Annotated in this window: 18 protein-coding genes and 1 tRNA gene; 13 read left to right on the top strand and 6 right to left on the bottom strand. The window is 74.1% G+C overall.

Features of this window, described 5'->3' with window-relative positions:
- The 10 genes from DMH08_RS29850 to DMH08_RS29805 form a co-directional block, all read left to right on the top strand.
- The coding region (locus DMH08_RS29850) for an alpha/beta fold hydrolase (RefSeq protein WP_125619233.1) at positions 1-959 on the top strand (959 nt) is incomplete at its 5' end.
- Between the two features lie 28 nt (positions 960-987).
- Positions 988-2,160, top strand: coding sequence for an ABC transporter substrate-binding protein (locus DMH08_RS29845; RefSeq protein ID WP_026403485.1), 1,173 nt, complete (start codon positions 988-990; stop codon positions 2,158-2,160).
- An 18-nt stretch (positions 2,161-2,178) separates the two neighbouring features.
- Positions 2,179-3,063, top strand: a complete 885-nt coding sequence (locus DMH08_RS29840; RefSeq protein ID WP_125619231.1) for a branched-chain amino acid ABC transporter permease — start codon at positions 2,179-2,181, stop codon at positions 3,061-3,063.
- Positions 3,063-3,959 carry a branched-chain amino acid ABC transporter permease gene (locus DMH08_RS29835; protein ID WP_026403483.1) on the top strand — a complete coding sequence of 299 codons (897 nt, stop codon included), beginning with the start codon at positions 3,063-3,065 and terminating at the stop codon, positions 3,957-3,959. Before DMH08_RS29840 ends, DMH08_RS29835 begins: the two co-directional genes overlap by 1 nt.
- Positions 3,956-4,756: an ABC transporter ATP-binding protein gene (locus DMH08_RS29830; RefSeq protein WP_125619229.1), complete on the top strand. Its 801-nt coding sequence runs from the start codon at positions 3,956-3,958 to the stop codon at positions 4,754-4,756. The genes DMH08_RS29835 and DMH08_RS29830 overlap by 4 nt, the downstream gene beginning before the upstream one ends.
- 25 nt (positions 4,757-4,781) lie before the next feature.
- A complete protein-coding gene (locus tag DMH08_RS29825) occupies positions 4,782-5,567 on the top strand; it encodes an ABC transporter ATP-binding protein (protein WP_125619227.1) in 786 nt (261 codons plus the stop codon).
- Entirely contained in the window at positions 5,564-7,174 is a 1,611-nt protein-coding gene (locus tag DMH08_RS29820) for a class I adenylate-forming enzyme family protein (protein ID WP_125619225.1), read from the top strand. The genes DMH08_RS29825 and DMH08_RS29820 overlap by 4 nt, the downstream gene beginning before the upstream one ends.
- Before the next feature lie 131 nt (positions 7,175-7,305).
- Positions 7,306-10,755: a phosphodiester glycosidase family protein gene (locus DMH08_RS29815; RefSeq protein ID WP_233617889.1), complete on the top strand. Its 3,450-nt coding sequence runs from the start codon at positions 7,306-7,308 to the stop codon at positions 10,753-10,755.
- A gap of 230 nt (positions 10,756-10,985) precedes the next feature.
- Positions 10,986-11,465 (top strand): hypothetical protein, encoded by a 480-nt coding sequence (locus DMH08_RS29810; protein ID WP_125619223.1) that lies wholly within the window; start codon positions 10,986-10,988, stop codon positions 11,463-11,465.
- Positions 11,466-12,030: 565 nt separating this feature from the next.
- On the top strand, positions 12,031-12,759 hold the full coding sequence (locus tag DMH08_RS29805) for a hypothetical protein (RefSeq protein WP_125619221.1): 729 nt from the start codon (positions 12,031-12,033) through the stop codon (positions 12,757-12,759).
- A gap of 24 nt (positions 12,760-12,783) precedes the next feature.
- Here the strand turns inward: DMH08_RS29805 and DMH08_RS29800 are convergent, their stop codons facing one another.
- Positions 12,784-13,338, bottom strand: a complete 555-nt coding sequence (locus DMH08_RS29800; protein WP_125619219.1) for a GNAT family N-acetyltransferase — start codon at positions 13,336-13,338, stop codon at positions 12,784-12,786.
- Positions 13,335-14,747: an amidohydrolase family protein gene (locus DMH08_RS29795; protein ID WP_125619217.1), complete on the bottom strand. Its 1,413-nt coding sequence runs from the start codon at positions 14,745-14,747 to the stop codon at positions 13,335-13,337. Before DMH08_RS29795 ends, DMH08_RS29800 begins: the two co-directional genes overlap by 4 nt.
- A gap of 134 nt (positions 14,748-14,881) precedes the next feature.
- On the opposite strand from DMH08_RS29795, the gene DMH08_RS29790 reads away from it, so the two are divergent.
- Positions 14,882-15,796, top strand: coding sequence for a TetR/AcrR family transcriptional regulator C-terminal domain-containing protein (locus DMH08_RS29790; protein WP_125619215.1), 915 nt, complete (start codon positions 14,882-14,884; stop codon positions 15,794-15,796).
- 287 nt (positions 15,797-16,083) lie between these two features.
- Here the strand turns inward: DMH08_RS29790 and DMH08_RS29785 are convergent.
- Together DMH08_RS29785 and DMH08_RS29780 are read right to left on the bottom strand one after the other, a co-directional pair.
- Positions 16,084-16,159, bottom strand: a tRNA-Glu gene (locus DMH08_RS29785).
- A gap of 71 nt (positions 16,160-16,230) precedes the next feature.
- Positions 16,231-17,757: a metallophosphoesterase family protein gene (locus DMH08_RS29780; RefSeq protein WP_125619213.1), complete on the bottom strand. Its 1,527-nt coding sequence runs from the start codon at positions 17,755-17,757 to the stop codon at positions 16,231-16,233.
- A 53-nt stretch (positions 17,758-17,810) separates the two neighbouring features.
- On the opposite strand from DMH08_RS29780, the gene DMH08_RS29775 reads away from it, so the two are divergent.
- Together DMH08_RS29775 and DMH08_RS29770 are read left to right on the top strand one after the other, a co-directional pair.
- Positions 17,811-18,152, top strand: a complete 342-nt coding sequence (locus DMH08_RS29775; RefSeq protein ID WP_026403474.1) for a metallopeptidase family protein — start codon at positions 17,811-17,813, stop codon at positions 18,150-18,152.
- A gap of 106 nt (positions 18,153-18,258) precedes the next feature.
- A complete protein-coding gene (locus DMH08_RS29770; protein ID WP_051300950.1) occupies positions 18,259-19,575 on the top strand; it encodes an MFS transporter in 1,317 nt (438 codons plus the stop codon).
- Here DMH08_RS29770 and DMH08_RS29765 read toward each other — a convergent pair.
- Together DMH08_RS29765 and DMH08_RS29760 are read right to left on the bottom strand one after the other, a co-directional pair.
- Complete coding sequence (locus DMH08_RS29765) at positions 19,572-19,889, bottom strand: PspC domain-containing protein (RefSeq protein WP_233617888.1); 318 nt, start codon at positions 19,887-19,889, stop codon at positions 19,572-19,574. The two genes, DMH08_RS29770 and DMH08_RS29765, sit on opposite strands and share 4 nt — an antisense overlap.
- Positions 19,890-19,947: 58 nt before the next feature.
- A complete protein-coding gene (locus DMH08_RS29760; RefSeq protein WP_125619207.1) occupies positions 19,948-21,411 on the bottom strand; it encodes a DUF4407 domain-containing protein in 1,464 nt (487 codons plus the stop codon).
- Positions 21,412-21,676 lie beyond the last annotated feature (265 nt).

Genomic DNA, 21,676 nt, shown 5'->3' with positions numbered 1-21,676 from the left:
CCCCCGCCGCCCCGGCGGCCGCGCCCGCGCCGCCCGCGCCGCGCAGGGCGCTGCCGCTGGCGGACGCCGCGTCCGGCGCCCCGGCCGGAAGCCCGGCCGCGCGCGCCACGGGGGTGCGGCGGGAGTTCGTCACGACGTCGCTCGGGCAGGTCCACGTGCGCGTGGCCGGGGACCCGGAGGCGCCGCCGCTGGTCGCGCTGCACTCGGCGCCCGGATCCGCCGGGCTGCTCGAACCGCTGATGCGCGGCCTGTCGGACGACTTCCACGTGATCGCGCCCGACTACCCCGGCAACGGGGAGTCGGACAAGCCGTGGCGCGACGCCGTCGACATCGGGCGGCTCGCCGACGCGGTCGCGGAGGTCGCCGAGCGGCGCGCCGCCGGGCCGGTGCACCTGTGGGGCACCCACACCGGAGCCGTGATCGCGCTCGAACTGGCCGTGCGCCGTCCCGACCTGGTGCGGCGCGCCGTCCTGGAGGCGCCGCCGCTCCTGCCGCCCGACCTCACCTCCGACATCCTGGAGCACTACCTGCCGCCGCTGCGCGCGGACCGGTTCGGCTCCCACCTCGTCCGGGCGTGGGGGATGCGGCGCGACATGTTCCTGTTCTGGCCGTGGTACCGCGACCGCGTCGCCGCGTCCCGCCCGCTGCGCGTCCCGCGCCCCCGCGAACTGCACGACTGGACGGTCGGGCTGCTGCAGAGCGGCACGACCTACCACCTCAGCTACGCCGCCGCGTTCCGCTACCCCACGAAGGAGCGGCTGCCCGGGCTCACCGTCCCCGCGCTGATCTGCGCGGGCCCGGACGACATGCTGGCCGACAACCTCCCGGCCCTGCGCGCCGCCGCACCGGACGGCGTCCGCATCGAGTCCACCCCCGCGACCTGCTGGTACCCCGACCAGGATCCCGCCGCGGTCCACGCGACCGTCCGGCGCTACACCGAGTTCCTCGCCGCCCGCTGAGGGCGCGCGCACCGTCCGAGGAGACGCCATGCCACCAACACTGCGCCGCCGGTCACTGGCCGCGCTCGCCGCGGCCATCGCCGCCGCCACGCTGGCCGGCGCGTGCACCGGCGGGACCAAGGAGGGCGAAGTGAAGATCGGCTTCATCACCGCGCTCACCGGGCCGGTGGCCTTCGCCGGGCAGACCTTCGCCAACGGCATCGAGCTGGCGGTCGACCAGGTCAACCGCGAGGGGTACCTCGGCGGCGGCCGACGGATCACGCTGGTGAAGAAGGAGGGCGCCGAGAAGCCGTCGCAGGCCGTCGACCAGGCGCGGCAGCTCTCCGTCGACCAGAGCGTCGTCGGCGCCCTCTGCTGCATCCTGTCCCCGGTGGCGGGCGCGGTGAAGGTCGTCACGTCCGACGCGGAACTGCCGCTGAACATCTACGGTGCCACCGACCTCGGCCTCCAGGACCCGCCGTACGTCGTCCGCACCACCACCCTGCCGCAGGAGGCCAACAAGCGGCTGGCGCGGAAGGTGGCGGAGGACGCCCGGCCCGCCTCGGTGGCCTACGTGGTCACCCAGGACAACTCCGGGTGGATGTCCCAGCTGAAGTCCTTCCAGGAGGGCTTCGCCGGGACGGGCGTCCGGGACCTCGGGACGGTCGACACGCTCGCGGCGCAGACCGACTTCAGCGGCGCCGCCGGGCAGCTCATGGCGAAGAACCCGGAGGCCATCGTCATCTCGACGCTCCAGCAGTCCACGATCTCCCTGGTCAAGGCGCTGCGCAGCCGCGGCTACCGGGGCCTGCTCGTCACCACCGAGGTGGTCGGCAGCCCCGGCGCGTTCAAGGCCGCGGGCGCCACCCTGGCCGACGTCCCGTTCCCGGTGTACTTCTACGCCGGGAAGGCGGGCCCCGCCGGACAGGAGTTCGCCCGCAGCTACCGGGCCGAGTACGGCACCGACCCCGACGCCTACGCCGCCCAGGGGTACATGGCCGCGTTCATGATGGCCACCGCCGTCAGGAACGCGGGCGCGAACCCCACCCGCGAGAGCGTCACGAAGGCGCTGTCGGACATCGAGCGGCTCGACGACACGATCTACGGCACCGTCCAGTTCCGCGACGGCCAGCTGTACGCCCCGGACAGCATCGTCCACGTCACGTGGACGAAGGACGGGCGGCAGCGCGAGTGGGCACCCGCGGGCGCGGGCGCCGCGTGACGGGCGGGTGAGCGGACCATGCTGTTCCTCCAGCAACTAGTCAACGGGATCTCGCTCGGCGCCGTGTACGCGCTCTTCGCGGTCGGGTTCGGCGTCGTGTTCTCCACCATGCGGATCCTGAACCTGGCCCAGGGCGTCTACGCCACCTGGGGCGCGCTCTTCGCCTACTGGACGGTCACCGAGGCGGGGCTGCCGTTCGCGGTGGCCGTCCTCGCGGGCGCGGCGGCCGGCGCGGTGACCGCCGTCGCGGTCGACCAGATCGCCTTCCAGCCGCTGCGCTCGCGCGGCGGCGACCAGCTCCTCGGCACCATCATCACCAGCGTCGCGCTGTGGATCGCGCTCCGGGAGGCGGCGAGCCTCGCCACCGGCGCCGCGCCGCTCGGGTTCCCGCCCGGCACCGTGCCGGACGGGCTGCTGCACGTGGGCGGCGTCCGGGTGCTGATGACGCAGCTCCTCGCGATCGTGTGCGCGGTCGCGGTGACCGCGGCGATCCACCTCGTCCTGCGCCGCACGAGGCTCGGCGCGGCGATCCGGGCCGTCGGGCACGACCGGGGCGCCGCGATGCTCGGCGGGGTCGACCCGCGCGTCGCGATCCTCACCGCCGCGGCGCTGGCCGGCGCCGCGACCGGACTGGCGGGCGTGTTCTTCGCCGCGGGGCAGACCTTCACGTTCGGCCTCGGCGACGGGCTGCTCCTGCACGGCTTCGCGGCGGTCGTCATCGGCGGCATGGGCGACGTCCGGGGCGCCGCGTTCGGCGGCTTCCTGATCGGCGTAATCCAGGTGCTGTCGGCGCAGTACATCTCCGCCTCCTTCCAGGACGCCATCACGTTCGGCCTCCTGCTCGCCGTCCTCGTCGCGCGCCCGCGCGGCCTGTTCCGCACCGTCGAGCTAGGGAGAGCATGATGGCGGCGACCCAACTCGCCCTGCTGTTCAGCGCGATCGAGTTCGCGCTCGTCGGCGCGATCCTCGCCCTCAGCACCTACGTGACGCTGTGGGCCGGGCTGCTCAGCTTCGCCACGGTCAGCTTCGCGGCGACCGGCGCGTTCACCGCGACGCACCTGATGTCGGAGGCCGGGTTCGGGCTGTGGGCCGCGCTCGCGGCGGGCGGTCTCGGCGGCGGCGTGCTGGCCGCCGCCGCAGGGCTGCTGCTCATCCGGCTGGACAGCCACTGGCTGGCGCTCGCGACCGTCGCGCTCATCCTCGTCACCCGCGTGGTCGTGGTGAACCTCGGCGACCTCACCGGCGGCTCGGAGGGCCGGATCGTCCCGGTCAAGGTGGAGCTGTGGCAGCTCGTGCTGGTGCTCGGGCTCGTGTGCCTGTTCCTGGCACGGCTCGCCCGGTCCCGGTTCGGCACCGCGGCCGTCGCCACCCGCGAGGACCCGACGGCCGCCGCGACGATGGGCGTCCCGGTCCGCCGCGTCCAGACGGCCGCGTTCGCGATCAGCGGCGTCATCGGCGGGATCGGCGGCGTCCTCCAGGCCGGGCTGCTGCGCTACATCGACCCCGACAGCTTCTACATCGACCTGGCCGTCACCGTCATCGCGTGCGTCGTGCTCGGCGGCGCCTACCACTGGTTCGGGTCCGTCATCGGCGCGATCGTGTTCACCGGGCTGCCGGTGTACGTGAACCAGTTCATCGGCCAGGGCCAGTCCATCATCAACGGCGTCCTGCTGCTGGTCATCATGATCTGGGTGCCCGGCGGCCTGATCGACCCGCTGCGCTGGCGGCGGCTGCGGGAGCGGCGGGCCGCCGCGTCCCCGGCCGGTGCCGCGCGCGAGGTCGCGGAGGTGCGGTCATGAGCGCCGGACAGAGCGGCGGACAGAGCGGCGGACACAGCGGCGGCGACGCGCTCGTCATCGACGGGCTGGCCAAGCGGTTCGGCGGGCTGAGCGTGCTCGGCTCGGTCGCGCTGACCGTCCCGCGCGACGCGGTCTTCGGCGTCGCCGGGCCGAACGGGGCCGGGAAGACGACCCTGCTCAACATCATCAGCGGGCTGCTGCCCGCCGACGCCGGGACGATCACCCTGTTCGGCGAGCCCTGCCACCATCTGCGCGCCACGGCGCTGGCCCGGATGGGCGTGGCCCGCACCTTCCAGAACATCCGGCTGCTGCGCGGCCTCACCGTCGCCGAGCAGGTCATGGCGGGCGGGTACCGGCTCCGGCGGGTCGGCGCCGCCCGCGGCCTGGCCGGCACCCCGCGCGCCCGCGCCGAACAGCGCGACCTGCGGGAGCGGGCCATGGAGGTGCTGGAGTCGGTCGGCCTGGCGGACGCCGCCGGACGGCTCGCCGAGACGCTGCCCTACGGCGACCAGCGGCGGCTGGAGATCGCGCGGGCGCTGATGTCGCGGCCCCGGCTGCTGCTGCTCGACGAGCCCACCGCCGGGATGAACGCCGCCGACTGGGCGGGGATCGGCGAACTCGTGGCCGGGCTCCGGCGGACCGGCACCGCGGTCGTCGTCGTCGAGCACAACATGCGGCTGATCCAGGAGGTCTGCGACCAGGTCGCCGTGCTCGCGTCCGGCGAGGTCATCGCCTGCGACGTGCCGGCGCGGTGCCTGCGCCGCCCCGAGGTGCGCAAGGCGTACTTCGGCAAATGAGCCCGGGGACGGAAGGAGAACCACCATGCTGACCGTCGAGTCGCTCGAGGTCGCCTACGGGTCGATCCGCGCCGTGGCCCGGCTCGACCTCGCCCTCGACCGGGGCCGGGTCGGCGCGCTGCTGGGCGCCAACGGCGCGGGCAAGTCGAGCACGATGAAGGCCGTCGGCGGGCTGCTCCGCCCGTCCGGCGGGCGCGTCCTGTTCGACGGCGCCGACATCACCGGCATGCCCGCGCACCGCGTCGCCCGGCACGGCCTCGCCCTGGTGCCGGAGGGGCGGATGGTCGTCGGCTGCCTGACCGTCCAGGAGAACCTCGACCTGTCGGCCTACGCGCGCGGGCGGCGCCGCAAGGCCCTCGCCGACGACGTCTACGACCTGTTCCCGCGGCTGGCCGAGCGCCGCCGGCAGACGGCCGCGCTCATGTCGGGCGGCGAGCAGCAGATGCTCGCCATCGGCCGCGCCCTGATGACCGCCCCGTCCCTGCTGCTGCTGGACGAGCCGTCGATGGGGCTGTCCCCGGCGCTCGTCGACACGGTCTTCGGGGCGATCGCCGAGATCCGGTCCGCCGGGATGACGATGCTGCTCGTCGAGCAGAACGCCGCGCTCGCCTTCCCGCTCGCCGACCACGCCTGCCTGATCCAGCGCGGTGCCATCGTCGCCGAGGGCACACCGGACGAGCTGGAGAAGGACCCCGCGACGATCGCCCGGCACCTCGGCATCGACGAGGAGCCCGCGCGGGACGCCGCACGGGAACCCGCGCGGGACGCCGCGCCGGGCGGGGACCGCGGCCGGAGGGGAGCGAGCACGTGAACTGGCGCGAGCTGTACGGCGCCGGTGTGCCGGACGAGATCGCCCCCGACGCGGGGAGCGTTCTCGAGCTGTTCCGGATCCGCACGGCCGAACGTCCGGACGCCCCGCAGTTGCACTACTTCGGGACCACCCTCGACCGCGCGGCCACCGACCGGCTCAGCGATGCTCTCGCGGCGGGGCTCGAACGGCGCGGCGTCGGGGCGGGCGACCGCGTCGCGATCGCCTTGCAGAACACGCCGGTCTGCGTCCTGGCCGTCCTCGCGGTGTGGAAGCTGCGCGCGACGGTCGTCCCGGTGAACCCGATGTACAAGGAGCGCGAGCTGGCCCACCTGCTCGCCGACTCCGGGGCCCGCGTGCTGATCGCGCACCCCGCCGCGGCCCCCGCGGTCGCGGCGCTGCCGGAGGCCCCCGAGCACGTCCTCTACTCCCGCGACGGCGCCCTCGCGGCCGACGCCTCCGGCCCCTGGCCGGACGGCGACCGGCCCGACGACGTGCAGGCGATCCTCGACGAGGGCGGCACGCCCAGCGCCGCCGCCGCTCCGGGACCGGACGAGCCCGCCCTGCTCAGCTACACGTCCGGCACCACCGGACCGGCGAAGGGCGCGGTCAACACCCACCGCAACCTCGCCTACCAGGTGGCCGCGTGCCGCACCTGGATCGGGCTGGGAGAGACCGACTCGATCCTCACGATCGCGCCGCTGTTCCACATCACCGGGCTCGCGATGCACCTGGCGCTCGGCCTCGGCGCCGGCCTGCCGCTCGTCCTGACCTACCGGTTCGAGCCCGTGACGGCCGCCGCGCTGGTCGAGCGCTACCGGCCGACGTTCACCATCGGGTCCATCACCGCGTTCATCGCGCTCCTTGACGAGCCCGCGACCCGCGAGCACGACCTCGGCTCGCTGACCAGGGTGCTCAGCGGCGGCGCGCCCGTCCCGTCCGCGACCGTGCGCCGCTTCGCCGACGCCTTCGGCGTCTACGTGCACAACGCCTACGGGCTCACCGAGACGACGTCGGCCGCCGTGGCGGTGCCGCTCGGTGCGCGGGCGCCGGTCGACGAGGCGTCCGGGAGCCTCTCGATCGGCGTGCCGCTGCCGAGCGTCCGCGTCGAGATCCGCGGCGAGCGGGGCGAGCCGCTGCCGCCGGGGGAGGTGGGCGAGCTGGCGATCACGGGCCCGCAGGTCGCCGCGGGCTACTGGCGGAACCCGGAGCAGACGCGCGCGTCCTTCCCCGGCGGCACGCTGCTCACCGGCGACGTCGGCTTCATGGACGCCGCGGGCTGGGTCTACCTCGTCGACCGCAAGAAGGACATGATCGTCGCCGCGGGCTACAAGATCTGGCCGCGCGAGGTCGAGGACGTCCTGTACGAGCACCCGGCCGTGCGGGAGGCGGCCGTCGTCGGCGTCCCCGACCCCTACCGCGGCGAAACCGTGCGCGCCCACGTCAGCCTCCGACCGGGCGCCGCCGTCACGGGCGACGAGCTGCGCGAGCACTGCCGCGCACGGCTGGCCGTCTACAAAGCCCCCGCGCAAGTGCTCATCGAGGACGAACTGCCGAAAAGCGTCTCCGGCAAGATCCTCCGCCGCGAACTGCGCGGACCGGACGGGTGAGCGGCCGCCCCGCCGGCGCGGCATGATCGTTCGGGCTCAGTTGGCCCGGCGGTCACCCGCTCCACCGCGGGGCGCCGCGCGGGGCGGGTTGGCTTGGGCGGCCAGCCGCCCCGCGCCGCCAGGAGACAGCATTGAAGGTCCATCACCGCAGACGGCCGGTCGCCGTGCTCGCGGCCGCCGCCGCGCTCGTCGCCGGTACGGCGGCGCCGTCGCTCGCCGCGCCGCCGGGGCCGCCGCCCCGGACCGGCGCGCCGCCCGACCCGGCCTCGCCGCTCGTCCGCGAGGTGGACCGGCTGCTGCTGCCGGACGGCCGCGCCGCGCCCGCCGGGGAGGCGCTCGAGACCGAGCGGATGCGGCGCCCGGTCGCGCCCGGCACCGTCCTGACCTCGTTCGACCGGCTGGACGCCAAGGGCTGGCTGCGCGCCGACCAGATCGACGTCGACCTCGCCGCGCCCGTCCGGGCGGACTACCTGTCCCCGGGCCCGGTCGCCGCCACCGCGCCGCTGTCCGAGCAGGCCGGACGGGCGGGCGCCATCGCCGGGGTGAACGGCGACTTCTTCGACATCAACAACACCGGCTCCGCCAACGGCGCCGCCGTGGACGACGGGAAGCTGGTGAAGTCGGCCGTCCCGGGCTGGTCCACCGCGACCGCCGGGGTCGGCGCCGACGGGCTCGGCCAGATCGCCGACATGCTGCTGGAGGGCGAGCTCACCCTGCCCGGCGGCCGCACGGCGCCGCTCGACCAGTTCAACGCCTACCGGGTGAAGAAGGACGGCATCGGCGCGTTCACCCCGGCGTGGGGCACCGCCACGCGCGGCCGGTCCCTCGCCGACGGCGCCCGGCGGGTCGCCGAGGTCCTGGTCGTGGACGGCCGGGTCGTGTCGGTCGGCGACACCCCCGGCGAGGGCGCGATCCCGGACGGCGGGTTCGTCCTGCTCGGCCGGGAGGCGGGCGGCGACCTGCTGCGCACGCTGAAGCCCGGCGACCCGGTGGCGATGGCCGCCAAGGCCCGCTCGTCCGGGACGGACGCGGAGTTCGCCGTCGGCGGCAACCAGGTCCTCGTCCGGGACGGGAAGGTCCCCGCGATCGGCGACCCGGCGGTCCACCCCCGCACCGCCGTGGGCTTCAGCGCGGACGGCCGCCGCATGATCCTCATGACCGTGGACGGCCGCCAGATCGACAGCCGCGGCGTGACGCTGGCGGAGATGGGCGCGCTGATGAAGGAGGCCGGCGCCCACAACGCCGTCAACCTCGACGGCGGCGGCTCCTCCACGCTGCTGGCCCGCGAGCCCGGCCAGGCCCGCGGCCAGGTGGAGAACCGGCCGTCCGACGGGGCGGAGCGCCCCACCCCGAACGGCATCGGGCTGTTCGCCGAGGGCAGCGGGAAGCTGCGGGGCTTCCGGGTGGAGCCCGCCGCCGACCCCGCCGACGCGCCCGGCGCGGGCCCGACCCGCGGCGGCCGTCCCGACCGGGTGTTCCCCGGGCTGACCCGCCGCCTCGTCGCGCGCGGCCACGACGAGGCCCAGGGCCCCGCCGACGGCGACCCGCGCTGGGTCGCGGCCGGGCCGCAGGGCCGGGTGACCCGCGACGGCGTGTTCCGAGCCCGCCGCTCCGGCACCGTCACGGTGCACGCCGTCGACGGGCGCGCCCGCGGCAAGGCCACGCTCACCGTGCTCGGCGACCTCGCCCGCGTCGGTGCCACCACCGACCGGGTGACGATCCCCGGCCCGGACGGCACCGGTGCCTTCGGCGTCGTCGGCTTCGACGGGCAGGGCTTCACCGCGCCCATCGAACCGTCCGACACGAAGCTGACCTACGACACGTCCTTGCTGGACATCGCGCCCGGCGCGGGCGGCGCGTTCACCGTCACGCCGCGCAAGGCGTCCGGGTCCGCGCTCGTCACGGTCGAGGTGCGGGGCCACCGGACGACCGTGCCGGTCAGCGTCGGCCTCGACCGGCGGACGATCGCGGCGTTCGACGACGCCGCCGACTGGCGGTTCGGCACCGCGCGGGGGTCCGGCGCCGTCGAACCGGTCGCCGAGGGCCGCACCGGCGCCGGGCTGCGGCTGTCGTACGACTTCACCCGGTCGACCGCGACCCGCACCGCGTACGCGTACCCGCCGCGGCCCATCGAGATCGAGGGGCAGCCGCAGGCCCTCGGCGCCTGGGTCCGCGGCCAGGGCAAGGGCGAGTGGACGGCGTTCACCATCACCGACGCCAACGACCAGACGTACTCGCTGTACGGCCCGTACATCACCTGGGAGGGGTGGCGCTACCTGGAGATGCAGGTGCCCGCCTCCGTCGCGTACCCGATCAAGGTGAACCGCTTCTCCACCATCGAGACGTCCGCGGACCGTCAGTACACGGGGGAGGTGCTCATCGACGACTTCGTCGCGAAGGTGCCGCCGTCGGTGGAGACACCGCCCGCGCAGCGGCGGCCCCCCGACCCGATGGTGGTCCGGGACGGCACCGTCGACGGCGCCCGGTACCGGTTCGCGGTGCTGTCGGACGCCCAGTTCGTCGCGGCGGACCCCGACAGCGCCCACGTGCGGCGCGCCCGCCGCACCCTCCGCGAGGTGCTCGCCGCCGAGCCGGACTTCCTCGTCATCAACGGCGACTTCGTCGACACCGGCACCGAGGCCGACTTCGCGCTCGCCCGGCGGATCCTCGACGAGGAACTCGGCGGGAAGCTGCCGTACCACTACGTCCCGGGCAACCACGAGATCTACGGCCCCGGCACCATCGGCAACTTCCGGAAGGCGTTCGGCGAGCCGTCCCGCACGTTCGATCACAAGGGCACCCGGTTCGTCCTGCTGGACTCGTCCACCGGCACGTACCGCACAAGCTCGTTCGACCAGATCCGCATGCTGCGGACCGCCCTGGACGACGCCCGCCGCGACCCGTCCGTCCGCTCCGTCGTCGTGTTCGGCCACCACCCGTCCCGCGACCCGCTGCCGGCCAAGAACAGCCGGCTCTCCGACCGGAAGGAGGCGGCGATGCTCGAAGAGTGGCTCGCCGAGTTCCGGGCCCGGACGGGCAAGGGCGCGGCCGTCGTGAACGCCCACGTCGGCGTGTTCCACGCGTCCCGGGTGGACGGCGTCCCGTCGTTCATCAACGGCAACTCGGGCAAGAACGCGGCGGCGTCCCCCGCCGACGGCGGCTTCACCGGCTGGACGATGTTCGGCGCGACCCCGCCGTCCCGGCCCGACATCGCCCGCACCCGCCGCGACCCGTACGCCGCCGGCCCGCAGTGGCTCCGGGCCGAGGTGCGCCCGCACGTGGACGGGCTGACGCTCGCGGCGCCCCGCACCGTCCCGGACGGCTCGACCGCCGGCGTCGCGGTCACCGTACGGCAGAACGACCGGGACCTGCCGCTGGCCTACCCGATGAGCGCCGACTGGACCGGGTCGCCGTCCCTGCACATCGGCGACCCGGACGACGCCCGCCGGTGGCACGTCGCCGCGTTCGACCCGTCCACCGGGAAGCTCACGGGCCTGCGTCCCGGCACGGCGACGCTCGCGGTCGAGGTCAACGGCGTCGCCCGCGCGACCCCGATCACCGTCACCGGCGCGGCCCCCTGACCCGCGGCCGAGCCCGGGCGGGGCGCCCGCCCGGGCCTGCCCGGCGGCGGGCACGAGCAGGCCGATAGGGCGCCGTCCCGGCTGTGGAGGGGGCGTCAAGCACGTGTGCACGCAGCATCAAGGGCCGCGCGCGCGTGCGTCCTAGCCTGCTGGAGTCGAGCCGGCGGGGGTTCGGCTCGCCGCAAGGGTGGCCGGGCGGCTCCTGCCGGATGCACCGGAGAGGAACAGCCATGACCCGGACGTACCGGCGCATGCTCGTGCGCATCGCTTCGGCCTTCGGCCTCGTGCTCGCCGCACTCACGTTCACGGCCTCGCCCGCGTCGGCCCACACCATCGGGCAGGCCGTCGTATCGGAGCAAGGATGCGGCTGGCCGAACGGCGACTACCGCATCCTCACCAGAGAAGACCTCTGGGACGACCGCAACAACATGCCCCTGGGCGAGGTCTACGTGCTCTGGAACGGCACGTACCAGGAGAACTGCGTGGTCACCCTGCGGGTCGGACGGGCGCACGGCGTCGCCACCTACACGGAGGCCGTCCTGGAGCGCCAGGGCAAGGCGACGCTCACGGACGAGGGGAGCTACGCGCACTACGCGGCGGTCAGCGGCTACGCCCCGGGCACCTGCATCCGGTGGACGGGCTCCATCAAGGCGATCTACGGCGGCGGGATCATCGGGACGACCACCACCCAGTGGAGGTACTGCGGCTGACCCACCGTGCCCACCGCACGTGCCGCGCTCAGAGGGACAGACCGGGCGGGCGCAGTTCCTGGAGGAGCGGGCAGATGTCCTCAAGGGGGCCGCGCGCCTCCCGGTCCCCGCCGCCGGCGGCGACGACGGCCTCGAAGACCGTGCGAGTTCCCGGCGCGCGGCCTCGACGTCCTCCTTGCGCTCCCGCTCCGCCCACCGGCCCGCTTCCCTCAGCGCCGACAGCATTGCGGTCAGCCGAACCCCCCAAGGCCGACACCCCCTCCCCAAGCGAGAACCCCAAGCCTGACTTCGCCCCACCGGCCAGCCCGACCACCGGCTACGGGCACCCGGCTCGGCGTACGTCCCGCAGTCCGGGACGAACGAGCGACGAAGTCGGGCTGACGGGGGTCGACGCTGTGGAAGTCAGTGCCGGCTCCAGATCGCCTGAGCGGGCTCGGCTCGGCCGAGGTGCGGAGACGAGGTTTACCTCCTGTCCGGAGGTGGCCTCCTCCATTCGCCGCGAGGTCCGGGCGGCCGGTCGAGTGGGAGACTCGGCCGGGATGTGACGACCGAAGGAGATCAAGGCATGACCGCAGACGCCCTCGACCCGGTTCCGGCGTCAGGCGGACAAGGGCAGCGGGTCCTCGACCTCCTCGACAAGGCGATCGACGCCCAGAGCGCGCTGGTGCGCAAGAACATCGCCCGGGCTCGCCAGCGGAACCCGGAGGCGACGCCGGCACAGGTGATCCGGTCTCTGGAGCGCATGTACGTCAGCGCCTTGACCGGCACGGGTGCCGCGGTCGGAGGCACCGCGGCCGCGCCCGGCGTCGGCACGGGTGTCGCGCTGGCGCTGACGGCGGGCGAGACCTTCTCGTCCCTCGAGCTGAGCGCTCTGTTCGCGCTCTCGGTCGCCGAAGTCCACGGAGTCCCCATCGACGAGATCGAGCGCCGCCGGACGATCGTGATGGGCATCATGCTCGGCGGGTCCGGCTCCGCCACCATCTCCAAGGTCGCCGAGCGTACGGGGCAGCACTGGGGACGTCAGATCGTCGCCAAGGTGCCCGTCGAGACACTGCGTCAGATCAACAAGATCTTGGGCAAGAACTTCATCACGAAGTACGGGACCAAGCAGGGGATCATCGTTCTCGGTCGGGTGGCGCCGTTCGGTATCGGCGCCGTGATCGGTGGCGGAGCCAACGCCGCCATCGGCTCTCTGACCGTCAGGTCCAGCCGCCGCGCCTTCGGCCCGGCTCCGGAGGCATGGCCGTTGCCGGCGCCCGACGCAACGTCGGGCTCCGAGAGCCCGCAGGGCTGAACCTCGGAGCCGCAAGGCGTCGAGTCATTCGTTCGCCGGGTTCGAGGGCGGGGCCAGGGGCTCTCGCCACATCGGCCAGATGGTGGGGCCGTCGGGCAGGACGATCGGGGCGCCGAACGGCGCGAAACCGTGGCGTTCGTACAGGCCGCGGTTCTGCGGCGACGTCGCCTCCAGGTACGCGGGCAGGCCCGCGGCGTCGGCACGCGCGAGACCGCGGGCGAGCAGTGCGGAGCCGGTGCCGCGGCCCTGGTGGGCCGGGTGCACGCCGAGGAACTGCAGGTAGGAGTGCGGACGGTCCACCGGATGGCGCGCGGCCGTGGTCTCCAGGAACGCCCGGAGCCTGTCCGGCAGCCCCGGCGGCGGCTCCCCGGCGTCCGGTGCGGGGGAGGGGAACCAGACCGCGACCGCGGTGTCGTCCAGGACGTCGAGGCCCCCGGCCGCGGCCGACTCGGTCACCACGAACTCGAACAGCCGGGCCGAGACGTCGGTCGTGAGCCACGTCATGACGTCGTCGTCGCGGAACGCGGCCAGGAGCACGCGGACGGCGCGGTCGGTCTGCGGCGAAGCGTCGTTCGTCACGCGCCCTGCGCCTCCTTCACGTCCGCGGCCGCGTCGTCGAAGAGGCGGCGGCGCTCGTCCGGGCCGATGTAGCGGCCGTCGGCGACGACCGCGTGGATGCGCCGCGTGTTCCGGATGTCCGCCAGCGGGTCCGCGTCCAGGACCAGCAGGTCGGCCAGCCGGCCCGGCTCGACCGACCCGGAGGTCCGCTCGCGGCCGAGGAACCGGGCGGGCTCGATCGTCGCCGCCTGGAGGGCGCGCAGCCGCGTCAGCCCGGCGCTCACGAGGAACTCGAGTTCCTCGTGCAGCGCGAAGCCGGGGAAGAGGCCGGGGCCTCCGGTGTCGGTGCCGGCGAGCAGCCGCACGCCCGCCTCCTCCATCGCGGCGACCGCCGCCCGCCGGTGGTCGAACATCGTGCGCCGCCTCGCGGCCTCCTCGGTGCTGCGCCCCCCGCCGTGGAAGATCTCGTCCCGGACGAACGCCCACATGTCCCGCGTGTCCGGCGGCATGTACGCGAACCGCTCGTCGTCCAGGCGGATCCACTCCGCCAGCTCGATCGTCGCGTGCATGACGAGCGTCGGGCAGTAGGCGACGTCGGCGGCGGCCATGCGCTCGAACAGCGACGCGGCCGATGCGCGGCTGTAGCGGTTCAGCGACTCCCACTCCACGTCGGTGACCTGCCTGAACCAGTCGGCGTAGTGGGACCCGTCCCGCGTGGAGATCCGCGCCATCGCGGCCTCCAGCCGGTCCGCGTCGGCGGAGGTCGCCGGCCACAGCCCGTGGACGTGCTCGAACGAGCGCTGGCCCGCGCCGATCTGCTCGCCGAACGGCACCCGGTCGGAGCGGTGCCCGACCACGGGCATGTCGAGCCGGGCCGCCTCGTCGAGCAGCGCGAAGTACGGCTCCCGCTCCAACCGGGAGTACACCTTCACGAAGTCCGCGCCGCCGTCCTTCGCCTCGCCCACCGCGCGCCTGGCGTCCGGCCCGGTGGTGACCGCGGCGATCGGCGAGTCGACGGGGATGTCCTGCCACAGGGTCGGCGCGCCGTCGACGATCGGGCTTGCGATGACCGAACGCGGCCCGATCATCTCCCCGGCGGCCGTCCGTCTCCGCCACTCGTGCAGCTGCGGCTTCCCCCACATCTCGCGGACCGTCGTCACCCCGCCGGCGATGTAGAGCGCGGGGAACAGCCGTTCGAGGGACGCGTCGGTGTCGCTGTGCACATGCATGTCGGTCAGGCCCGGCATCACGTACCGCCCGGGGAGGTGGTGGACGCGGGCGCCGGGCGGGATCGCGACCTCGGACGCGGGACCGACCGTCGTGATCGTCCGGTTCGCCACGAGGACGGTCCGGCCGGGCAGGGACGGTCCGCCGGTGACGTCGATCACGGTGACATCGGTGAGCGCCAGGTCTCTGTCGTCGAAGCTCATTTGTACACCGTATGGACGAGCCGAACCGCGAGCCCGCCACGCGAGTACACTTCCCCAGCCGTACTGCCCGCATGGCAGGGAAAGGCGCCCCGTGCCTACACCGCGCCGCCGACCGTACTAGTACAGTCTGCGCCATGGACGCGGAGGACGGACGACCGGCGCGGCGTGTCGCGGACGAGCTGCGCCGGCGGATCGCCGACGGCGAGCTGCGCCCCGGCGACCGCGTGCCCTCGACCCGCCGGATCGTGCGCGACTTCGGCGTCGCGATGGCGACCGCGAGCCGCGCGCTCGCCCGGCTGCGCGAGGAGGGGCTGATCGTCACGACGCCCGGTTCGGGCAGCGTGGTCAGGGCCGCCGAGCGGCGCCCGCCGCCCGCTCCGCGGCTCGCGCCGCGCGACCTGACGCGGGCGAGGATCGTCGCGGCCGCCGTCGCGCTCGCCGACCGGGAGGGGACGGACGCGGTCTCCATGCGCGGCCTCGCGGGCAGGCTCGGCGTGACGCCGATGTCCCTGTACCACCACGTCGCGGGCCGGGACGAGCTCGAACTGCTGATGATCCGCGCGGTGTTCCGCACCGAACCGCTGGCCAACGTCGCGCCCGAGGGGTGGCGCGCGCAGCTGGAGGAGGTCTACCGGCTGCAGTGGCGCCTCTACCGCCGCCACCCGTGGCTGGCCGGGTTCATGTCGCCGATGAGGCCGCCGTACGTGCCCGAGGCGATGGAGCACAGCGAACGCACCCTCCGGGCGCTCGCGCGGCTCGGGCTGGCGGGGGCCGAGCGGTGGCGGGCCGCCGTCGCCCTCCCCGCGCTCGTGCGCGGCCTCGCCCTGACCGCGGCGGACGAGCTGCGCATGGCGCACGAGACGCGCATGCGCACGACCGACTGGTGGGCGGCGATGGAGGTCGAGGCGCGGCGGCACTTCCGGTCCGGGCGCTTCCCCTACCTCTCGGCCGTGGAGGAGATCGTGGTCGCGGACGATCTGGACGACCTGTTCGAGCACTCCCTCACGCGCTACCTCGACGGCCTCGCGAAACGCGCGGGCGCGGGGTGACCGGCGGATTGATCCGGCGCCGCCGATCAATCGGCCGCGCATTCCGATCAATGCTCCCTTGGCCGGCGTGACCCGTCCGGGGAGACTGGACGGGCGGTCGGCGACATCCCCAATCGCCGTGCCGTTCGGAGCGCGAAGTTCCGCATAACCGAGCCCCGCCGGAGTCCTCCAGCCCGCAGGACCCCGGCGGGGCGCATGCGCGCGGCCAGAGGGACGGAAGGCGCCGCTGCAACCAGCAGGTGAGCCTGAGCGGCGAAGGAGAGCTCCCCGGCCCGCAGCCAGGTGTGTGGTACCCCCTACCGGATTCGAACCGGCGCTACCGCCTTGAAAGGGCGGCGTCCTAGGCCGCTAGACGAAGGGGGCCCGGTGCCGTGGCGTGCACGCCACTCGACCGTGACAAGTGTAGGGGACAACGTGGGCGCCCGCACAAACGGTTATCCCCCTTCCGACGCGGACGCGCGGGGCGAGGCGCCGAACGGGGTCGGCGAGGGCGGCGGGGACGGGGTGCGGGACGGCCAGTCGGACGGCCACTCGGACGGGAACGGGGAGGTCGGGGAGGACGGCGGCGCGATCGCGGGCGGGCGCGGCGAGATCGCGCGGTCGGGTTCGGGTTCGAGCTGGCGCTCGATGTGGGCCGAGGTGAGGCCGAGGCCGCCGAGGCGCAGGTCGTCCCAGCCCTGCAGGCGCTTGCTGGAGCGGTTGAAGTACAGGACGGACAGTTCGAACGGCGTCGGCTCCTCGTGCTCGAGGCCGCGCAGGCCGGCGGCGCCGGTGGAGCCCTGGACGAACAGGCGGGTGCCGGTCGGCAGGAGTTCGGTCTTGCGCGTGTGGGTGTGGCCGGACAGGACGAGCGGGGTCAGCCCGGAGAACGCCTTGCCCTCGGTGGGGTCGTGGACGACGGCGATGTCGGGGTTGGCGCGGGTCTCGCGCAGGTTCTCGGCGAGGACGGCGCCCTGCGCGTAGAGCTGCTCGGCGCCGACGCCGTCGTCGCGGGTGGACTTGTCGGGGGTGAAGCGGGGGTCGCCGACGCCGTAGACGCGCAGGCCCTCGATCTCGCGGGTCTCGTCGTCGAGGACGATCGCGTTGTCCTGCTCGGCGACGGCTTCGGCGGTCCCCTCGGAGTCGTGGTTGCCGCGGACGTAGACGTAGGGGACGTCGAGGTCCTCGATGGAGTTCGCGAACTCGTTCTCGGCCTCGCTGCCGTGGTCCATCATGTCGCCGCTGTCGATGATGAACTTGACCTGGAACTGCGTCGCGACGGAGTCGATCACGCTCCAGGCGGCCGGGTTGAGGTGGACGTCGGATACGTGCAGGACCCGGATCGTGGACGGGTCGGGCTCGTAGACGGGCAGGGTGGAGGTCGTCGCGTACAGCTCGGAGACGTTGCCGACGAGTTTGGCGAGCTGCTCGCGGTAGGCGGAGAACCGGTCGACGAGGTTCTGCGCGTCGCCGACGACCTGGGGCGCGTTCGCGAGCAGGCCGGTGTAGCGGGGCTCGCTGATGGCGCGCGGGTTGAACGTCGTCCACGTCAGGACGAGGACGGCGGCGACGCCGGCGGCCGCGGAGCCCATGCCGAGCAGGGCCCGCCGCCACGACCGGAACAGGACGAGCGTGGCGAGGAAGCTCGCGGCGAGGGCGAGGGCGGCGGCGCGGACGAGGAGGTCCTTGACGCCGTCGCGGAGCTCGCCGGCGATGCTGTCGGTGACCCGGGCGAGTTCGACGTCGTCCTCGATGAGCCGCTGCGCCTCGTCGGGGCGGACCTCGGTGAGCTTGGCCTCGAGCGCGAGCGGCCCCCAGTGGGTGTCGAGGCGCAGCGCCCCGATGGGCGGCAGTTCGAGGGCCGTCCCGCCGTGCAGGGACGGCTGGAGGCTGAGCTGCACGTTGGTGGGGCCGACGGGGGTGACGACGCGGCCGCCGAGGCGGCGCAGGCCGGTGCCGAGCCGGGAACGGGTCTGGGCCATCGAGGCGCGGACCTTGGGCACGGGTCCCCTTCCTGTCGAGCAGAATGGCCGGTGTGATCGAGTTGACGCGCGAGGCGTTCGAGGACCTGGTGGGCGAGGCCCTCGACAGCATCCCGCCCGAGCTGACCGCCCACATGCGCAACGTCGTCATCGTGGTCGAGGATGACGCGCCCGAGGACGGCCTGCTCGGTCTTTACCAAGGCGTACCCCTAACCGAACGCGGTGACTGGTACGGCGGTGTCCTGCCCGATCACATATCGATCTACCGTCGGGAGATCCTCCGGATCTGCGAGACGGAGGAGGACGTGGTGGACGAAGTGCGGATCACCGTGGTCCATGAGATCGCCCACCATTTCGGAATCGACGATGACAGACTGCACGAGCTGGGCTACTGATCGCGAATAAGTCACGGCAATCGGGCACTGTAGGTCACATAACTGCCACGCAGCGTGAGTTAATAGGAGTGTCGCCCAACCCGGGGCGGCCCGACCTGGAGCGCGCGTGGCGGGTAGGCAGAGACGGACCGGCAGGCACCGGCGCCCGCCGGAGGCGCAGGCGACCTACCGCGAGGTGTTCGCGGTGCGGGAGTTCCGCGCCCTCTGGCTGGCGCAGGCGCTGTCGTTCATCGGCGACCAGCTCGCGCAGGTGGCGCTGGCCGTCCTGGTGTACGAGCGCACCGGCAACGCCCTGCTCACCGCCGCCACCTACGCGCTGACGTACCTGCCGCCGATCGTCGGCGGCCCCCTGCTGTCGGGCCTCGCCGACGTGTTCCCCCGCCGCACCGTGATGATCGTCTGCGACGTCGTCCGGGCGGTGCTGGTCGCGGTGATGGCCGTGCTGGCGCTGCCGTTGGGGGCGCTGTGCGTCCTGGTGTTCCTCACGGTGCTGCTGGGGACGCCGTTCACGGCGGCGCGCGCGGCGGTGCTCCCGGACGTCCTGGAGGGCGACCGGTTCGTCGCCGGGACGGCGATCAACAACATCACCCACCAGGTCACGCAGATGCTGGGGTTCCTGGCGGGCGGGGCGGTCGTCGCGGCGGTCGGCGCCCGGGAGGCGCTCGCCCTGAACGCGCTGACGTTCGGTGCGTCCGCGGTGATCCTGGTCGGGGGGCTGCGGCGCCGCCCGGCGCCCAAGGAGCGGGACGCCCAGTCGCTCGGCCTGTGGCGCGGCATGCGGGACGGCGCCCGCCTCGTGTTCGGGGACCCGACCCTGCGGTCCCTGGTGTCGTTCGCGTGGCTGTGCGCCTTCTACACGATCCCGGAGGGGCTCGCCGCCCCGTACGCGGCGACGTTCGACGACAGCGCGGTGACGGTCGGGCTGCTGATGTCGGCGATGCCGACGGGCATGGTGGTCGGCGCGTTCCTGTACAGCCGGTTCGTCCGTCCGGCGAACCGGCTGCGGTCGATGGGGTGGATGGCGATGCTGGCGTGCGTGCCGCTCGTCGGGTCGGGGCTGCAGCCGCCGCTGTGGGCGGTGCTGCTGCTGTGGGCGCTGTCGGGCGTGGGCAGCGCGTACCAGCTCGCGGCCAACGCGGCGTTCGTCGCGGCGGTGCCGCCGAGCGGACGCGGCCAGGCGTTCGGCCTCGCGCAGTCGGGCATCCTGGCGGGCCAGGGCCTGGGCATCCTGGTCGGCGGGGCCGTCGCCGAGGTGCTCGGCCCGGAGACGGTCGTGGCGCTGGCGGGCGCCCTCGGCCTGTCGGCCGCGGCGGCGCTCGCCCTGTCGTGGCACCAGATCCGCGGCACGGCGTTCACGGACGCCGCGTCCGTCGTCGTCGCCAAGGCGGGCGACGACGCCCGCAGATCGGCCCCCGCCTCCTAGACGGAGGTCTTGTCCCGCTTGCTGTTCACGGCGTCCTTCGCCTTCTGGACGGCGTCCTGGAACGCCGGGGAGTCGCCGGCCTTCTTCGCGAGGTCCTCGGCGATCGACTTCGGCGCGCCCTCGTCGGGCATCAGCAGCCAGCCGATCACGTAGAGGGCGATGCCGGCGCCGCCGAACAGCGTGAAGACGGCGAGGCCGAGCCTGACGATGTTGGGGTCCACGCCGAGGAACCGTCCGGTGCCCGCGCAGACGCCCGCGACCAGGCGCCCCTCGTGGACGCGTCTCAGCGACTTGCTTGCGGTGGTCTTCTCCATGTCCATACCTCGAGCATGCCCGCTGCGGCCGTGCCTGACATCCGGGATTCGCCCTGATTCACCCCTGAGACCCCCCTGGTCCGGTAGGGGGAGGCCCGGCGGGGCCCCGTCCTGCCGGGGGCGGGCCCGACGGGGGCAGGCCGTTGCCGTTCTGCGCCGGGTAGGGGCGGACGTCGGCGTGCGGGAACGCGTCCGCGGCGATGTAGGTGTCGAGGTTGCCGGGGACGTTGCGCATCTCCCGGTTCCGCCACTCGGTGAGGACGGCCTCGGCGACCTCCATCTCCACGCGGACGGTCTGCTCCACCATGCGGGGGATCGCGGCGTCGCGGGCCTCGCGCAGCAGCCGGGCCTGGGAGATGATGTCCTCCGCCGCGAGGATCTGCGCGTTCTGCTCGCGGCGCGCCGTCTCCGCCGCGACCCGCATCCGCCGCCGCTCCTCGATCTCCAGGATCTCCTCGTACAGGCTCCGCTTTGGGACGAGCACGAGGAGCAGCTTCACGAAGATCGGCAGGCATTCGATCGACGTGAACAGCAGGAACAGCAGGAGGTGCGCGGCGGCGAGCGTCCCGTCGTCCTCGGTGAGCTGGTTGAGGGCCTTGAGCCGCAGCAGCAGCCCGTCGGACTCGGCGTTGGTGGACGCGAACCCCCTGTCGAGGGCGTCGCGCTGCTCCTGCGCGGCGGAGAGCTGCGCGCGGACGCGCGGCAGCCGCTCCTTCGCGGCGGCGACGTTCTCCTCGCGGGCCGTCGCGCCCTGCCGCTTCAGCGCCTCCTGCCGTTCGGTGATCTGCCGGCGGACGGTCGCGAGCTGCTCCTCCGCGTCGGCGAGCTGCCGTTTGCGCTGCTCCGCGAGCGGCCCGTCGCCCGCCTGGCACTCGCCGCGCCCGCTCAGCTCGCACATGAGCTCCTCGCGGGCCTCGGTGACGCGCTTCAGCGCGGCCGCCTCCTGCTTGCGCAGGCCGGCGATGGTGGGGTCGCTGTTCAGGTCGGTGCCGGAGTCGCCGCCGCTGGCGATGACGCCCTCCAGCCGCTTGGCCTCGGCGTCGAGTTCGGCGATGCGCTTGCCGAGGTCGCCGGACTCGGCCGCCCGGGCGTTGCTGTCGGCGGCGGACGCCTTCATCCGCTGCAACTCGACGTCGATCTCCGGCTTGAAGATCTGCAGGACCAGCGGGGTGGAGATCACGAAGCCGATGAGCAGGGCGAACAGGACGCGCGGCGCGGCGAGGTAGAACGCGTGGCGCTTGCGCTCCTGCCGCTGGATCGTGGTGACGAGCCAGCGGTCCAGCAGCATGATCGCGACGCCCCACAGCGCCGCGAACACGAGCGCGACGGGCAGCGGCGCCTTGACCGCCATGGACAGCGCGAACGCCATCGACACCGCGGCCATTCCGGCCGTGATCAGCACCGCGGCGCCGATGCCCTGGTACTTGGCGCGTTCCGTGGGGCACTGCCGGAGGATTTCGGGTTGTGCGCCGGACAGCCAGATCAGCACGCTGAAACGGGCTTTCTGCCGGTTATCGGTCATGCACGGCCCTTTCGGAGACGTTCGGAGCGATGCCCGAACGGAGGAAAGGCGTCGCCGGGACGGGCGGGGACGGCCGGGGCCCGCCGGGTGGGGACGGGACGCGCGGGGGGCGCGGCCGCCGCGCGGACAGGCCGGCCGTGACGCGGCCGGCGCGGGCCCGCAGGGCGCGCAGGACGCCCCGCAGGGCGGTGTCCCGGCGGTCGAACGCGGCCCGGCCGAGCGCGGCGCGCGGCGCGCGTCCGTCCGCGATGCGCGGGGCGCGTGG

This window comes from Actinomadura sp. WAC 06369, from assembly GCF_003947565.1.
Lineage (GTDB): Bacteria > Actinomycetota > Actinomycetes > Streptosporangiales > Streptosporangiaceae > Spirillospora > Spirillospora rifamycini.
Note: the sequence above shows the minus strand (reverse complement) of the source record. Positions and strands in the feature narration are given on the sequence as shown.

What these genes read in the sequence shown, in the direction of transcription:
- DMH08_RS29845 (WP_026403485.1), top strand. Translation starts at nt 988, where the DNA reads ATGCCACCAACACTGCGCCGCCGGTCACTGGCCGCGCTCGCCGCGGCC.
- DMH08_RS29840 (WP_125619231.1), top strand. Translation starts at nt 2,179, where the DNA reads ATGCTGTTCCTCCAGCAACTAGTCAACGGGATCTCGCTCGGCGCCGTG.
- DMH08_RS29835 (WP_026403483.1), top strand. Translation starts at nt 3,063, where the DNA reads ATGGCGGCGACCCAACTCGCCCTGCTGTTCAGCGCGATCGAGTTCGCG.
- DMH08_RS29830 (WP_125619229.1), top strand. Translation starts at nt 3,956, where the DNA reads ATGAGCGCCGGACAGAGCGGCGGACAGAGCGGCGGACACAGCGGCGGC.
- DMH08_RS29825 (WP_125619227.1), top strand. Translation starts at nt 4,782, where the DNA reads ATGCTGACCGTCGAGTCGCTCGAGGTCGCCTACGGGTCGATCCGCGCC.
- DMH08_RS29810 (WP_125619223.1), top strand. Translation starts at nt 10,986, where the DNA reads ATGACCCGGACGTACCGGCGCATGCTCGTGCGCATCGCTTCGGCCTTC.
- DMH08_RS29805 (WP_125619221.1), top strand. Translation starts at nt 12,031, where the DNA reads ATGACCGCAGACGCCCTCGACCCGGTTCCGGCGTCAGGCGGACAAGGG.
- DMH08_RS29795 (WP_125619217.1), bottom strand. Translation starts at nt 14,747, where the DNA reads ATGAGCTTCGACGACAGAGACCTGGCGCTCACCGATGTCACCGTGATC.
- DMH08_RS29790 (WP_125619215.1), top strand. Translation starts at nt 14,882, where the DNA reads ATGGACGCGGAGGACGGACGACCGGCGCGGCGTGTCGCGGACGAGCTG.
- DMH08_RS29780 (WP_125619213.1), bottom strand. Translation starts at nt 17,757, where the DNA reads ATGGCCCAGACCCGTTCCCGGCTCGGCACCGGCCTGCGCCGCCTCGGC.
- DMH08_RS29765 (WP_233617888.1), bottom strand. Translation starts at nt 19,889, where the DNA reads ATGGAGAAGACCACCGCAAGCAAGTCGCTGAGACGCGTCCACGAGGGG.
- DMH08_RS29760 (WP_125619207.1), bottom strand. Translation starts at nt 21,411, where the DNA reads ATGACCGATAACCGGCAGAAAGCCCGTTTCAGCGTGCTGATCTGGCTG.